Here is a 14,888-nt window from a genome sequence, read left to right on the forward strand (position 1 = left end):
TCTCAGCCCGCGCGTCGATGCGAATTCCGTAGCCAGATCAGTGCGCCACCGGCCAGAACAAGGAAGGGCACCATCGCGATATTTACCGCCGACCAGCCTGACACCGCATCCGCAGCCGAGCCCATCAATCCACCAGACGACAGCGACGCCAGTGTCACCATGCCGAAGATCATGCTGTCATTCAGGCCCTGAACCGTCCCGCGCTCCTGCGCTCCATGGTACGCTGTCAGCATTGACGTCGCCCCGATGAATCCAAAATTCCAACCCACGCCAAGCAGGATGAGCGCGCCATAGAAGTTGAGTAACTCCACCCCTGACAGTGCCATGAGGCCCGCAGCGGCCAAGAGCATAAGGCCCGCCGCAATGATCCGTGTCGTGCCGTAGCGCGTGATCAGGTGCCCGGTGAAAAAGCTGGGGCCATACATGGCGATGACGTGGAACATTACGATGTTCGACGCGTCCGACACCGAAAAGCCGCATCCGACGACAGCAAGCGGTGTGGAGGTCATCACAAGGTTCATCAAGGCATAGGTGACCATCGCGCAGATGATCGGCACGAGAATGGTCGGCGTGCGCAGCAATTCCATCTTTGTGCGACCGGCAGATGCCCCTGCGGCGGGGGCCTCGGGTTTGGGAATGTCGAGCAGTAAGAACAGCCACATGCCGACTGCGTTCAGAACAAAAACAGTGCCATAGGTGGCCAAAAACGGAATAATCGTTGCCGTCTCAGTCGAGGTCACGACGGTTCGCGCCACGAAGGCCGACACCAGCCCGCCTGCCATCACATAGCTGATTGCCTTGGGCCGGAAGCTCTCTGACGCGGTGTCGGTGGCCGCGAAGCGGTAAAAGCCCAGCGTGGACATGAAAATACCGGTAAAATAGGCTCCCACAAGGAACAGCCAGAACTGTCCCGTTGTCAGCGCCAGCATCGAGAGAGCGGCCCCAGCCGCCCCCGCCATCGCACCCAGCATGAAGCCGAAGCGCCGGCCCCGTCGCTGCATCAATGGCGAAATCCAAGGCGCGGTTGTCATCGACCCGAACACGATCAGGCTGATCGGCAGCGTCGCCAGCAGCGGGGTTGGCGCAAGTGTCAGGCCGATCAGCCCCGCGACGGTAAAGGCGATGGGCAGTTGCGACCCCAGCAGCGCCTGCGCGGTTACAAGAACAAGCACGTTACGCTTGGCGAGGGAATCGTTGGAATCCGGGATAGTGGTGACTGTGCTCATGCGGCGGAACCTACGCAGGTGGCACCACCCGCACCAGCGCGGCATTGTACCCACACGCCGCGACCGGCTTGTGCGGTGATGCAGGGGTCAGACGGGGGCGATCAGGTGGGCGAAAGATCCGCAGGCCAGACCGCTGCGCAGGCCCATTGCGGGCAGGGCTGTGCCTTCGGCGTCCCGTGCGGTGAACACGGGTGTTCCGTCGGCGCGCAAGGTTGTGGCGTAGTGGAACTCGTGCGCGGCCCACGGTCCCGCGAATGGGCCCTCGGTTGCGGTCACGCGGCGATAGCCCAGGTGCAGCTTGCGGGCCGCAAAGCTTGTTTCCAACCGCAGCAGTCCGGCCATGGCGTGCGGCGTGCCATCGGCGTCGATCAAGCCGTCGCCCATCACCATATAGCCCCCGCATTCTCCATAGACGGCACGGTCGCGCAAAGAGGTCAGGAATTGATCGTTCGCCGCCAATCGACCTGCGTGCAATTCAGGATAGCCGCCCGGGAGAAAAACGAGATCGGCTGCAGGGGCTGGATCGTCATTTAGTGGAGAAAAGGTAATTATATCCGCACCAGATCTGCTCCATCCATCTAAAAGGTGTGAATAAGAGAAGGAGAAGGCGTTGTCCTGAGCAACAGCCAAGCGCTGTGCCGGCGGATGTATAGGTGCGTGAGGTGCATCTGGCAGCGGGGTCGCAAGGGTCTCCAACGCGTCGATGTCGATGCAATCGGCCATGACCCGGGCCGCATGGTCCAAGAACATTTCGAGCGAGTGATGCTCCGCCGCCTGCACCAGTCCCAAGTGGCGGGACGGGGTGGATAGCGCAGTGTCGCGCGGGACCGCCCCAAGGACCGGCAGGGGGCAGGCGGCGCGCAACATCGCCTCGTGCCGGAGGCTGCCGACCCGGTTGAGGATGACGCCCGCCACGCGAACCCGCGGGTCGTGCCCCGCGAACCCGGCCACCAGCGGGGCAAGCGATTGCGCCATGCGCGCGGCATCGACCACCAGAACCACCGGCAGGTGCAACTGCCGCGCAAGGTCTGCCACGGCCCCGCGCCCGTCGGGCGGTGCGCCGTCGAACAGGCCCATCGCCCCTTCGATGAGCAACAGGTCCGGCGTGGTGGTCAGCCCCGCGATCATCTCTGGTGACATGGCCCAGGCGTCCAGGTTCATGCACTCGGCCCCGCTGGCGGCGGCGTGAAAGCGCGGGTCGATGTAATCGGGCCCGGATTTCGCCCCTCGGACGGCCACGCCGCGGTCGCGCAGCGCGCGCAGCAGGCCAAGCGTTACCGTCGTCTTGCCGCTGCCGGAGCTGGGCGCGGCGAGGATCAGGCCGGGCACGGGATCAGCCCGCTTCGGCCGGGCGGCGAAGGTCGAGGGGGTCTAGGTTGCGCGGGGCCTGGCCGGCGGCATGTGCTTGCCAATCAAGCGCCTGTCGCAGGGCGACAGCCATGCCGATGCAGATGATCGCCGGTGGTTCCAACCCGGCGGCGGCGATGTCGGCCTCCACCTGTGCCAGCGTCGTTTCGATGGTGCGCTGATCGGACAGGGTGGCGGTCGTCGTGACGGCCACTGCCTCGGACGGGGCGCGACCGGCGGCGATGAGCTTGGCCGCGATGTCGCCGATATGCTTCATCCCCATGTAGATCACGATGATCTGACTGCCCCGCGCAAGGCCCGCCCAATCGAGCGCGGTCGGCGTGTCGCCCATCCGGTCGTGGCCGGTCACGAAGGTGACCGATTGGTTCACGTCGCGGTGGGTGACGGGAATGCCGGCATAGGCCAGGCCAGCGATGCCCGCGGTGATGCCGGGCACGATCCGGATCGGTATCCCGTGCTGGACCAGCGTCTGCGCCTCCTCTCCTCCGCGACCGAAGACGAAGGGATCGCCGCCCTTAAGGCGCAGAACGCGTTTGCCCGCGCGGGCAAGGTCCACAAGGTGCAGAGAGATATCGCGCTGTTTTGCCGAGGGTTTGCCGCCGCGTTTGCCAGCGTAAATTTTCTCCGCATGAGGAGCCCACTCCAGAATGCCCTCGGAGACGAGCGCGTCGTAAACGATTACATCCGCCTGCCGCAGCGCGTTGAGCGCGTGCAACGTCAGAAGGCCCGGATCGCCGGGGCCTGCACCACACAGCCAGACCCAGCCGCGTTGCAGCTCTGGCCAGTCATGAGAGGGGAGTCGCGTTTCCATGTTCCCTGTATGGCGCGACTTTTGCGGCAGCGAAAGATGCCAGGCTACCATTGGCGTTGCGCGGGCGGCATGGCATCAGAGCGCATGAGCGACACACCGAAACTGCGACGGGGCTGGACGACAGGGGCCTGCGCGACGGCGGCCTGCAAGGCGGCGCTGACGGGGCTTTGGGGCGGGACGGTGCCGGAACGGGTGACGATCACGCTGCCGAAGGGTGAAAAACCGTCTTTCGAGATTCTGCGCATCGGGCCGGCAGAGGCGGGTGTCATCAAGGACGCGGGCGACGATCCGGACGTGACCCACGGGGCCGAAGTCCGGGTGTCGGTCGCCTCGTCGACAGGTGGCGTGGTGTTTCGCGCGGGCGAAGGCGTGGGCACGGTGACCAAGCCCGGCTTGCCGATCGCAGTGGGAGAGCCCGCGATTAATCCCGTGCCCCGTGCAATGATGGATGAGGTGGTGGGCGAACTGGCCGCCGAATACGGTCGTGTCCCCGACGTGGAGATAACGGTGTCCGTTGTCGGCGGCGCGGCGCTGGCGGCCAAGACTTGGAACCCGCGGCTGGGCATTCGCGGGGGGTTGTCGATCCTGGGGACTACCGGAATCGTTCGACCGTTTTCCTGCGCCGCGTGGATCGCATCGATCCACCGGGGCATCGACGTGGCGCGGGCGGACGGGCTGACGCATGTCGCGGGCTGCACCGGGGCCACGTCCGAAGAGGTCGTGCAGGCGCTGCACAGGCTACCGGGTCATGCGATGCTGGACATGGGAGATTTCGCGGGTGGGATGCTCAAGTATCTGCGCCGCCACCCCATCGAGCGGGTCACCGTGGGAGGTGGCATCGGCAAGTTGACCAAGCTGGCGCAGGGGGCGATGGACCTGCATTCGGGCCGCTCCGAAGTCGATTTCGCGATCTTATCGGATTGGACTGGGCAGGATCTGACCGGTTGCAATACCGCACTGGAGGCGGTCACGCGTGTCCCGGATCTGGCGCAGATCGTGGCGCAAAAGGCGCGGGCGCGGGTCCAGGAAATGATCGAGGCGCAGGTTGATATCGTGGTGATTGACCGGGCGGGAAATGTGCTGGCGCGTGACGGGTAAGGTTCTGATCTTGGCGGGGACGCGGGAAGCGCGGCTGCTCTGTGCGTCCTGCGGCGGGCTGGATGTTCTGGCGTCCTTGGCGGGCGCGACGGAGGCTCCGCGCGATTTGCACGTGCCAACTCGGGTGGGGGGCTTTGGTGGTGCATCCGGGTTTGTGGCGGCTTTGGACGGAGTGTCGGCGGTTCTGGATGCGACGCACCCGTACGCGGCGGCGATCACGCGGCGGACAGTGCGTATCTGCGGGCAGCGCGACATTCCCTATCTGCGGCTGGCACGCGCGCCCTTTGCGCCCGACTGGACCTGGACACGCCATGCTGATGCAGGAGCGGCCGCGGATGCCCTGCCGAGTGGCGCGGCGGTGTTTCTGGCCACCGGCCCGGGCACTGTCGAGCCGTTCCTAGACCGTGGCCTGACCCTGCACTGTCGCCGAATCGACCCGGCCCCGGCGCGGGAAGGGGTCAATTGGATCGTCGGAGCTCCGCCATTTACCGACAGCGAGGAGCGTGCGCTGCTTGCCCTTCTGGGGGTCACTCATTTAGTGGCCAAGGACTCGGGCGGTGACAGGGCCAAGTTGAACGCGGCGGGCGATCTGGGCATAGCGGTACACATCATTGACCGGCCCGCGCATGCGGGCGGAGAGGAAACGCATGACATCGACCAAGCTCTCGCCTTCGTCCGTACCCATGCCCGGAAACTGGCGGATCATTGAAACCGAGGCGGACGTGGCCGAGGGCGCGGCCTGGCTGGCCGACCAAAACTCCCGTTTTGCCGAAGCTCTGGATATTTGCGGACCGCTGCCGCTGCGCCGGCGACAGGATGGGTTCCGCGCATTGCTTGGGGCGATCGTCAGCCAGCAGGTCTCGGTCGCGTCGGCCAACGCGATCGTCGCCCGCTGCGAGGCTGCGTCGCTGCATGAGCCGGATGTCACCCTGAAGGCCACCGACGAGGAAATGCGCGCCTGCGGTCTGTCGCGTCAAAAGATCAGGTATATCCGTTCTCTGGCCGAGGCAGGGATCGATTTTGACGCTTTGCGTGGTGTGCCCACGGACGACGTGATTGCGACGCTGACGCAGGTGTCGGGGGTGGGACGATGGACGGCGGAAATCTATGCGATGTTTTCGCTTGGTCATGCGGACGTTTTCGCCTCCAACGATCTGGCCTTGCAGGAGGCGGCGCGGATGCTCCTCGATCTGCCAGATCGCCCCAAGGAGAAAGAGATGCGGGCCATCGCCGAAGACTGGTCGCCTTGGCGTGCGGTTGCGGCGCGGCTGCTCTGGGCCTACTACGCCGAGGCCAAGAAACGGGAGGGCATCCGATGACATTGCGCCACGAACGCCGGGGGCCGGACGCGCCCAAACGCCTGGTAATCTTCCTGCACGGTTACGGCGCGAATGCCGCCGACCTGATCGGCTTGGCCGATCCCCTGATGCCGCACATGCCGGACACCGCGTTTGTCGCGCCCGATGCGCCTGAGTCCGTCGCGGGGCTCCCGGGCGGGTACCAGTGGTTCCCGATTCCCTGGATCGACGGGTCGTCGGAGGAGGATTCGATGGCTGGCATGGACCGCGCGGTGGACGAATTGAACGTTTGGCTGGCGCAGGTCATGGCGGCGGAAGGCGTGACCGCGGCCGAAACGGTCCTGTTCGGGTTCAGTCAGGGTACGATGATGGCACTGCACATCGGGCCGCGTCGTGCCGATAATTTAGCTGGGATCGTCGGGTTTTCGGGACGGATGCTCAAGCCCGAGGACTTGTCCGAGGAGGCAATCTCCAAGCCGCCGGTCCTGCTGGTGCACGGCGATGCGGACGAGGTGGTGCCTATCCAATCGCTCCCCCAGGCGGCCGAGGCGCTGGAGGCCGCGGGCTTCGACCGTGTCTATGCACACGTCATGAAGGGCACCGGCCACGGTATCGCACCCGACGGGCTGCAGGTGGCGCTGGCCTTCATGCGGGATGTTTTCGGCCTCGAATGATCCTGAAGCGGTCAAATACCTGCCGGCACCGCGCGGTAGGTCGGCCTCGTCTCACTGAAGCCGTCAGGTGCAACCTTGCATTCGTCTTTATGACCGTTCTGCCGTTTCTGGCCGTCGCGCATGGTAGAGCGTCCCAGAACCGCGCAACGCCGCCCTCATCTTGAGTCTTGCCAGTGTTCGGCGTCTATATATAGTCACCTCTGACAGGGGTCGCGCGCCCGGCTGATCTGGCGCGTCGCCCCCTTATCTGGAGGGCGTCCAATGTCCGCTCTAATGCAGGGGGCCTCGACCGGGTCAGGCCCCGATTTCAGAACCGAATTCACCCGCGATCCGGCGGGTCTGAAGCACTTTCCCGCGCTGGTTTTGAACGCCGATTACCGCCCGCTTTCCTACTATCCGCTGTCGCTCTGGCCGTGGCAGGATGCGGTGAAGGCAGCCTTTCTGGACCGTGTCATCATCGTTTCGGAATACGAGGAGGTGGTGCGCTCTCCCACGACGACGATCCGCATACCCTCCGTCGTCGTGCTTAAGGATTACGTGGCCCCGCAGCGGCGCGTGGCTTTCACGCGGTTCAACCTGTTCCTGCGCGATGAATTCGCTTGCCAGTATTGTGGGTCCAAAGGCGACCTGACCTTCGATCATGTGGTGCCCCGTGCGCGCGGTGGCGTAACCAGCTGGGAGAACGTGGTCGCGGCCTGCGGGCGGTGCAACCTGCGCAAGGGATCCAAGTCGCTGAAGCAGGTGGGGTTCCACCTGCGGAAAACACCGAAACAGCCGGGTGCCGCGCAGTTGATGAACATGGGCCGGAAATTTCCACCCAATCATCTGCACGACTCTTGGATGGATTATCTGTATTGGGATGCCGAACTGGAGGCGTGAAGGCCGTCACCCGCGCGGGCCGATGCGCCAATGGGCTTTGACGACCCCAGGTGGCGCAACAACGTCACATCAAGTCAGGTGTGTCGCCGAGGCGCGAAGCCAGCTTCGCGACCGTAAGGCCCTGAACGATAATTGAAAACAATACAACGACATAGGTGCAGGTCAGCATCAGCGTCTTCCATTCGTTGTCGGGAAGCGCCAGCACCAGCGCGACCGAGATCCCGCCCTTGAGGCCGCCCCAGGTCATGGTTCCGATGATGCCTTCCTCGAAATTGGGTCCGAATGGTTTCAGGAGCGCGACGGGCACGATAACTGCAGTGAACCGCGCGATCAGGTGCAACCCGATCGCTGCGATGCTTGCGAAGACATAACTGGCGTCGAAGGCGACGGCGAACACCTCAACCCCGATCAGCAAGAACAGGACGGCATTCAGGATCTCGTCCACCAGCGTCCAAAAGGTGTTCACGTGGGCGCGCGTGTCCTTGGACATACCGTACTTGCTGCCGACGTCGCCAATCAGAAGGCCCGCGATGACGGCCATGATGGGGGCCGAAACATGCAGCCAGACGGCCAGCTGGTAGCCCCCGAAGGCCAGCGCCAGCGTGATCAAAACCTCCAGCGGGGGGGCGTCGATCCGGCGCATTATCCGAAAGGCCAACCAGCCAAGCGCGCCGCCTAGGATCGCGCCGCCGAAAGCCTCCTGAATAAAAAGGAGCGCTGCCCCGGACAGGCCGGAACCATGCGCGTCGCCCGTCGGGAAGGCGATGCCGACCAAGACGAGGAAGACGACATAGCCGACGCCATCGTTGAACAGCGACTCGCCTGCAATTTTGGTTTCCAGCGTCTTGGGCAGGTCGGCGGCGCGAAGCACCCCTAACACCGCAACCGGGTCCGTCGGAGAGATCAGTGCGCCGAAAACCAGCGCGATCAACAAGGGCGCACCGGTGATCCAGCTGAAGCCGAATCCCGCAATCACTGTCGAAAGGCCGACGCCGACCGTCGCCATCAAGAGGACCAGCGCCCACTCGCGCTTGAGGTCCGCGACCTTCACGTGCAGCGCCCCAGCAAACAGCAGCGCCTAACATCCCCTCCAGCAAGGCGTCCGAGAAGCCGATATTCTCCACGAGACTACGAACCGTATCGGCGACGCCAAGGTCCGGTGCGATCAGGTCGACCACCATGACACCCATGCTGGCGGCCTATGCGACGATCAGGATGCCGATGGCCGACGGCAGTTTAAGAACCAGATAGTTGATGGCCCCGAACCCGGCCGCCAGAACCAGAAGGAGAGATACGATTTGAAGGAAATCCATTGGATCAAGCGCCGTCCTTCATGTTCGGGGAATGTCGAAATCGGGCGGGGCCAGGGTGAATCCTCCGAACTGAAATCCGGGCGAGACGGTGCAGCTGACCAGCGTCCAGTCGCCCGTTGTGCGCGCCGCCTGCCAGTGGTCCCGCGGGACGAGGCCTTGGAAGCTGTGCGCATCCATGTCGGGACCCAGCAGGTGATCCGTCGCCGGGCCGTCATCCGTGGCCGCGATCGAAAGGATCAGCGGCGCGCCCGCGTGCCAGAACCACAACTCGTCCGCGTCGACGCGGTGCCAATGGCTCCCCGGTCCGTCTTGTAACAGGAACAGGATCGCCGTGCCCGCCGGCCGCATCCCGTCCAGTGCGTCGGATTGGAACGTCTGACGAAAAAATCCGCCTTCGGGGTGCGGGGCCAGTTCCAGCCGGGCGATGATCTCGTCCGACGTCATGCGCTGCTCCGTTCACGCCAGAGAATGTAGAGTCCGGTCGCGATCGTCACGGCGATCCCGGCCATCGCAAGGGCGTTCGGGAAGTCGCCGAACAGGAGCAACCCGATGAGGGCCGCAACCGGAATCTCCAGGTATTGCATCGGTGCCAGGGTCGAGGCGGCGGCGAAGCGCAGCGACCAGGTCATCAGCAGATGCGCCGTCGTTCCCAGAAGGCCCATCGCCAGCAGCAAGGGCAAGGCCTGCACCTTTGGCACCACCAGCGCCAATGCGCTCGTGTCCGGGCTGACCGCATAAACCAGCCCGAGGCCGATCACCGCCATCGCGCCCGACGCGCCCTGCATAGCGATCGGGTCGGCCTCGCCCGAGATGCGGCGCGTCACCAGCATGAAAGCCGCGAAAACGAAGGCCACCCCCAACGGATACAGAACCGCCCAGCCGACTGCTGCGAAGCTTGGTTGCATGACCATAAGGGTTCCCAGAAACCCGACGCCGCAGGCGGCCAAGCGACGTCGCCCGACCTCCTCGCCAAGGATGAAGTGACCCATCAGCAGCAGGATGAAAGGCATGACGAAAGCGATGGCGATGGCATCTGCCAGCGGCAGAAAGGTCAGCGCCTTGGTCATCAGCCAGATACCCGCCACCTGAAGCACCGTGCGTAACCCCGTCAGTCGCCAGCCGAGAGGCGACATGCGCCAACTGCGCCGCGTCAGCGAGACGAGAGGGATCAGCACCGCCGCCTGAACAACGAAGCGGACCGCCACCAGTTGCAGGATCGGAAAGTCTTCGGCAAGAATCTTGGCCGTCGCATCACTGAGCGGGGCGAGTGCGCAAAATCCCAGCATTAGGGTCATGCCAAGAACGGGCCGGTCAGCCGCAACCAACTGCCGACCGGGGAGCAAGGAGACAGATGCAGGTGCGGTCATTGGGCGGACGTTTGCAGGACGAGCGTGGTGCCCGGCGCGGCAACGCAACTGCGGTGGTCTCGCGGTTTCAAAACCCGTCTATCTGTCCGCAGCAGGGCGCAGGGTTGTGCGGTCACGTGGCTGCTCCCACGCACGCGTGCAACGACCTTCCAGAAGAAGGCATCGTCGACAAGACGGCGCAACACGAACTGGAGCACGTGATTGGATCATAGTGCGGCATGGCCGGGCCCGCCCTCCCAAGAAATGAGACTTGGTATCGGACGCGACTTTTTCCGATTGCGACGGAGCCGTGCAGAATGCTGTCAACCATCCGACTTCCAACTCTACCATGTCTTGGTGACCCCATCGAACATCCCCAATCCTGACGGAGGCTAGCATTGGCTCGGATCGACACAAGGCGCGGAAGGAACGCACCCCCCTTGTTCACCCGCGGAGGATGGAACGCCCGGCATAGACAGCCGTCTCGCCCAGCATCTCCTCGATGCGGATCAGCTGATTGTACTTGGCCAACCGGTCGGAACGCGCGAGGGAACCGGTTTTGATCTGACCGCAGTTGGTGGCGACTGCCAAGTCGGCAATGGTCGCATCCTCTGTCTCGCCGGAGCGGTGCGACATCACGCAGGTCATACGGTTGCGATGCGCCAGCGACACGGCTTCCAGTGTCTCGGACAGCGTGCCGATCTGGTTGACCTTCACCAGCAGCGAATTCGCGGCCTTCTTTGCGATGCCGTCGGCGAGGCGGATCGGGTTGGTGACGAACAGATCATCGCCGACCAATTGCACCTTGTCGCCCAAAGCTTCGGTAAGGGCGACCCAACCGTCCCAGTCATCTTCGGACATGCCATCCTCGATCGACAGGATCGGGTAGTCGCGGACCAGATCACTGAGATACTGGACGTTCTCATCCGAAGTCAGCGTCTTTCCTTCGCCCGAGAGGACGTACTTGCCGTCCTTGTAGTATTCGGTGGCCGCACAATCCAAAGCCAGCATCATGTCATCGCCGGGCTTGTAGCCAGCCTTTTCGATCGATTTGAGCACGAAATCCAGGGCTTCGCGGGTGGACGGCAGATCGGGCGCAAAGCCGCCCTCGTCGCCCAGTCCGGTCGAGAGACCGGCGGCCGACAACTCACCCTTGAGGGTGTGGAACACCTCCGAGCCCATGCGCACCGCTTCGGCGATGGACGTGGCCGAGACGGGCATGATCATGAATTCCTGGATGTCGATCGGGTTATCCGCATGTTCGCCCCCATTGATGATGTTCATCATCGGGACAGGCAGGACGCGTGCGCTCGTGCCACCGACATACCGGAACAAGGGCAGGGCCGAGGCGTCGGCAGCGGCGTGGGCCACGGCCATGGAGACGCCGAGGATGGCGTTGGCCCCCAGGCGGCCCTTGTTTTCTGTACCGTCCAGTTCGATCATGGCCGCGTCGATGGCTTCCTGCTCGGTTGCATCGAAGCCAGATATGGCATCAGCAATTTCGCCGTTAACTGCCTCGACGGCCTGCAATACGCCCTTGCCCTTATAGCGCGACTTGTCGCCATCGCGCTTCTCCACCGCCTCATAGGCACCGGTCGATGCACCGGAAGGAACCGCCGCGCGGCCCATCGTTCCGTCCTCGAGGAAGACGTCGACCTCCACCGTCGGGTTGCCTCGGCTGTCGAGGATTTCGCGCGCGTGGATGTCGGTGATTGTGAACATGGAGGCCTCCGGCGGGGTTGGCTTGAATTATCGTCGCCGGTCTAACCCGTCTGATTACGCTTGGGAAGCGTTCCGCAGGCGTGCCTCGCGGATCAAGGTATAAAGGCCGGTAGCGATAACAATTGATACGCCGACAAGGGTCCAGAGATCGGGCCGTTCACCAAAGGCGATCCCGCCCACGATCAGCGCAAATAACATGCGGGAGTATCGGAAGGATGAGACAACGCTGATGTCGCCCAGCCGCGTCGCGCCCACGATGGCAAGATAGCCTAGCATCCCGATCCCCACGCACAGTGCCAGGATGCCAAGCTGAGCCAGATCAGGCCGCAGGAATTCCAGCCCGAGCAGAATTTGCAGTCCAAGGCCTGTGGGGACCAGCGCCCCGAAAGCGTGGAGCGACAGGCGAGCCCCAGAAATCTCGCGCGGCATCGTTCGGGTTGCAAGGTCACGCGCCGCCAACCCGAGCATTCCAGTCAGCGCCAACAGGGTCGCCGGCTCGAAGGATGCGGCTCCAGGGCGGATGATTACAAGAACGCCAGTAAAGCCGACAGTGATCGCCAACCACCGCCGCCAGCCCACCGTGGCCCCGAGAAACAGTGCGGCCCCCATGGCAACGACCAGTGGTGTCGCCTGGATTACGGCGGACGCGAGGGCGAGGGGGATCAATGCCAGCGATGATACGAAAAAGAGCGTACCGAATACCTCGAATCCCGACCGCAGCAGAACCCGGCGATGCAGATAGAGCGGAGACCACGCGCGCTTGCCGGTCGCCTGTAGCCATATTGCAAACGCCATCGCACCGCCCAGACCAAGCATCCAGATGATCTGCGCTGATGAGAATGTTGCGGACAGTCCCTTGATCAGGGCGTCTTCCACCGCGAAGCAGGCCATGGCACCGACCATCATGGCCGCGCCCCGCATCGTGTCGGTCATGGGTGGTGTACTGTCGCGTCGGGAGGAATCAGGCGGCCCAGCTCATCCCGGCGAGTTCCGCTTGCTGGTCGCTTTTTAATGGCCCCGACAGCAATATACCGGTCTCCTTTTCGGTACTCCAGCGCACAATTCCTGACAGATCGAAACGGGCTGCTTGAACCGTCACCGCGGTACCGCTCGGAAAGGCTTGCGCCAACGCAACCTTCAGTCCGGTCTCGGACACGTCGAGCAAGCGAACGGTCAGCTTCAGACCGCTGATGATGAGGGTAATATCCGAATCTGATGGAATTCGGCGGGATCGGTACTGCATGTCGGACCTCCGAGACTAAGTCCCGGCAGACTACCCTATGATCCGTTAACAAGCGGTTGAGCGCGGCAGTTCCTGTCACTTTCGGCGCGTCCCGAACAACTCCAGCCGATGCCCCTTGAGGTCATAGCCCAGACGTTGGGCGATCTTTTCCTGCAGGGCCTCGATCTCGGGGTCGACGAATTCAATCACCTCACCGGTCTGCACGTCGATGAGGTGATCGTGATGTTCACGCTCCGCGTCTTCATAGCGCGCGCGCCCGTCGCCGAACTCACGGCGTTCCAGCAGGCCTGATTCTTCGAACAGCTTGACCGTCCGGTACACGGTCGCGACCGAGATGTTGGAATCGATCGCGCTGGCACGGGCGTGAATCGTCTCGACGTCGGGATGGTCGGCGGATTCATCGAGCACCTGCGCGATGGTGCGGCGCTGGCCGGTCACGCGCAGCCCGTGGGCTTCGCAGCGGTTCAGGATCGTTTTCGTCATTCCTGTCCCTAACCCCGCCACGGGGGCGGGGCAATCTCAAGTCCCGCAGAAGGTGCGCATGACCCGTTCGTGTGCCGCGGCGGGGACGCGGTAGGATGCGTTCGCGTCGCTCGCGCGCCAGGGGTCGGCCAATGCGGCGTTCAGCGCATGAAACGGCGCATAATCGCCTGTGTAGGCCGCCGCGATGGCCTCCTCCACACGGTGATTGCGCGGGATGACGACTGGATTGGCACGAGCCATGGCAGCCTGATCGGGGCCCTTTTCCCGCCAGCGCGCCAGCCAATCGTCGAACCGTTCCCGGTTGAGTACCTGGTCACGGGCGGTGTCGGGCGCATCCGTGAGGGCGCGGAAGGTATTGGTGAAGTCCGCCTGGCCCTCGGCCATGATATCAAGAAGTTCCATGGCGAGGGCCATGTCGTCCATGCCGATCTTGGCCGCCATGACGCGCGTCCACTCGGCGGCATAGAGGTCGCGGAACCCGTCCAGAACCTCGGTCGCTTCATCAACGGCGGCGGCGCGCTCCCCCATGAGGGGCAGCAGCGCCGTCGCCAGTTGGGCAAGGTTCCAGATGGCGATATCGGGCTGGTTCTTCCAGGCGTAGCGCCCGCCGGTGTCGATCGAGCTGAAAACCGTGTCGGGGTGATAGGACTCCATGAAGGCGCAGGGACCGAAGTCGATGGTTTCGCCGGAGATCGTCATGTTGTCAGTGTTCATCACGCCATGAATGAATCCCAGGCCCATCCATGTTGCCACCAGCCGCGCCTGCGCCGCCATGACGTGCCGCAGCAGGCCCATTTGCCCCTCCGCCTCCGGGGCGTGGCGCGCAATCGCGTGGTCCAGCAAGGCCTGCAATGCGTCGGTGTCATCGCGCGATGCATAGACCTGAAACGTGCCGACTCGAATGTGGCTGGATGCGATGCGGGTCAGGATTCCGCCTGGCATGGGACCTTCCTGTCGCAAGACGGTTTCGCCCGTCGTCACTGCGGCCAGCGCCCGCGTGGTGGGCACGCCCAACGCATGCATAGCTTCGGAGACGACATATTCGCGGATCACCGGGCCCAGTGCCGACCGGCCGTCGCCCATCCGGCTGTAGGGAGTCGGCCCCGAGCCCTTGAGTTGCACGTCCACCCTGCGATCGCCCGACACGTGCTCTCCCAGCAGGATTGCACGACCGTCACCCAGTTGCGGGGACCAGCCGCCAAACTGGTGCCCCGCATAAAGCTGCGCCAGCGGAGCCGCGCCTTTTGGCACGGCATTCCCGGCGAACACGTCCAGCGAGTTGCGGAGTTCGACGGGATCCAAGCCCAGTTCGCGCGCCAAGCCTTCGTTCAGCGCGACCCAGCCGGGCGCGCGTACGGGCGACGGTTCCATCCTAGTGTAGAACCGCTCGGGCAGGCGCGCGTAGCTGTTGTCGAAGGTGAACATGG

The 14,888-nt window shown here is 63.9% G+C and carries 15 protein-coding genes and 1 pseudogene; 5 read left to right on the forward strand and 11 right to left on the reverse strand.

Annotation, left to right across the window (positions count from 1 at the left end; genetic code table 11):
• Nucleotides 1-2 precede the first annotated feature (2 nt).
• The 3 genes from BLV27_RS06575 to cobA all read right to left on the reverse strand — a co-directional run bounded on the left by BLV27_RS06575 (nt 3) and on the right by cobA (nt 3,405).
• Nucleotides 3-1,226: an MFS transporter gene (locus BLV27_RS06575; protein ID WP_092644126.1), complete on the reverse strand. Its 1,224-nt coding sequence runs from the start codon at nt 1,224-1,226 to the stop codon at nt 3-5.
• Nucleotides 1,227-1,313: 87 nt separating this feature from the next.
• Nucleotides 1,314-2,555, reverse strand: coding sequence for a cobyrinic acid a,c-diamide synthase CobB (locus BLV27_RS06580; protein ID WP_092644128.1), 1,242 nt, complete (start codon nt 2,553-2,555; stop codon nt 1,314-1,316).
• 4 nt (nt 2,556-2,559) lie between these two features.
• Entirely contained in the window at nt 2,560-3,405 is an 846-nt protein-coding gene (gene cobA / locus BLV27_RS06585) for a uroporphyrinogen-III C-methyltransferase (protein WP_092644131.1), read from the reverse strand.
• An 84-nt stretch (nt 3,406-3,489) separates the two neighbouring features.
• Between cobA and BLV27_RS06590 the strand changes: the two genes are divergently transcribed.
• The 5 genes from BLV27_RS06590 to BLV27_RS06610 all read left to right on the forward strand — a co-directional run bounded on the left by BLV27_RS06590 (nt 3,490) and on the right by BLV27_RS06610 (nt 7,354).
• Nucleotides 3,490-4,503, forward strand: coding sequence for a cobalt-precorrin-5B (C(1))-methyltransferase (locus BLV27_RS06590; RefSeq protein WP_092644366.1), 1,014 nt, complete (start codon nt 3,490-3,492; stop codon nt 4,501-4,503).
• Nucleotides 4,493-5,212: a precorrin-6A/cobalt-precorrin-6A reductase gene (locus tag BLV27_RS06595; protein ID WP_170831377.1), complete on the forward strand. Its 720-nt coding sequence runs from the start codon at nt 4,493-4,495 to the stop codon at nt 5,210-5,212. The genes BLV27_RS06590 and BLV27_RS06595 overlap by 11 nt, the downstream gene beginning before the upstream one ends.
• Nucleotides 5,187-5,822 carry a DNA-3-methyladenine glycosylase family protein gene (locus BLV27_RS06600; RefSeq protein WP_244504569.1) on the forward strand — a complete coding sequence of 212 codons (636 nt, stop codon included), beginning with the start codon at nt 5,187-5,189 and terminating at the stop codon, nt 5,820-5,822. Before BLV27_RS06595 ends, BLV27_RS06600 begins: the two co-directional genes overlap by 26 nt.
• Nucleotides 5,819-6,475 (forward strand): alpha/beta hydrolase, encoded by a 657-nt coding sequence (locus BLV27_RS06605; protein WP_092644137.1) that lies wholly within the window; start codon nt 5,819-5,821, stop codon nt 6,473-6,475. The genes BLV27_RS06600 and BLV27_RS06605 overlap by 4 nt, the downstream gene beginning before the upstream one ends.
• A 261-nt stretch (nt 6,476-6,736) precedes the next feature.
• Nucleotides 6,737-7,354: an HNH endonuclease gene (locus BLV27_RS06610; protein WP_244504570.1), complete on the forward strand. Its 618-nt coding sequence runs from the start codon at nt 6,737-6,739 to the stop codon at nt 7,352-7,354.
• A gap of 64 nt (nt 7,355-7,418) precedes the next feature.
• Here BLV27_RS06610 and BLV27_RS06615 read toward each other — a convergent pair.
• From BLV27_RS06615 to BLV27_RS06655, 8 genes and pseudogenes are all read right to left on the reverse strand, one after another.
• A pseudogene (locus BLV27_RS06615) lies at nt 7,419-8,667 on the reverse strand (cation:proton antiporter).
• Nucleotides 8,668-8,685: 18 nt separating this feature from the next.
• The gene (locus BLV27_RS06620; protein ID WP_092644142.1) at nt 8,686-9,111 is read right to left on the reverse strand and encodes a cupin domain-containing protein; all 426 of its coding nucleotides are present in this window, start codon (nt 9,109-9,111) and stop codon (nt 8,686-8,688) included.
• On the reverse strand, nt 9,108-9,953 hold the full coding sequence (locus tag BLV27_RS06625; RefSeq protein WP_244504571.1) for a DMT family transporter: 846 nt from the start codon (nt 9,951-9,953) through the stop codon (nt 9,108-9,110). The genes BLV27_RS06620 and BLV27_RS06625 overlap by 4 nt, the downstream gene beginning before the upstream one ends.
• A 504-nt stretch (nt 9,954-10,457) precedes the next feature.
• The gene (gene eno / locus BLV27_RS06635; protein WP_092644148.1) at nt 10,458-11,735 is read right to left on the reverse strand and encodes a phosphopyruvate hydratase; all 1,278 of its coding nucleotides are present in this window, start codon (nt 11,733-11,735) and stop codon (nt 10,458-10,460) included.
• Between the two features lie 54 nt (nt 11,736-11,789).
• Entirely contained in the window at nt 11,790-12,668 is an 879-nt protein-coding gene (locus BLV27_RS06640; RefSeq protein ID WP_092644151.1) for a DMT family transporter, read from the reverse strand.
• A 28-nt stretch (nt 12,669-12,696) separates the two neighbouring features.
• On the reverse strand, nt 12,697-12,978 hold the full coding sequence (locus tag BLV27_RS06645) for a PilZ domain-containing protein (protein WP_092644153.1): 282 nt from the start codon (nt 12,976-12,978) through the stop codon (nt 12,697-12,699).
• A gap of 75 nt (nt 12,979-13,053) precedes the next feature.
• Nucleotides 13,054-13,461: a Fur family transcriptional regulator gene (locus tag BLV27_RS06650; protein WP_092644155.1), complete on the reverse strand. Its 408-nt coding sequence runs from the start codon at nt 13,459-13,461 to the stop codon at nt 13,054-13,056.
• A gap of 36 nt (nt 13,462-13,497) precedes the next feature.
• Nucleotides 13,498-14,886, reverse strand: a complete 1,389-nt coding sequence (locus BLV27_RS06655; protein WP_092644157.1) for a protein adenylyltransferase SelO — start codon at nt 14,884-14,886, stop codon at nt 13,498-13,500.
• Between the last annotated feature and the right edge of the window lie 2 nt (nt 14,887-14,888).

Origin of the sequence: Jannaschia faecimaris, assembly GCF_900107415.1 — a bacterium.
Taxonomy (GTDB): domain Bacteria; phylum Pseudomonadota; class Alphaproteobacteria; order Rhodobacterales; family Rhodobacteraceae; genus Jannaschia; species Jannaschia faecimaris.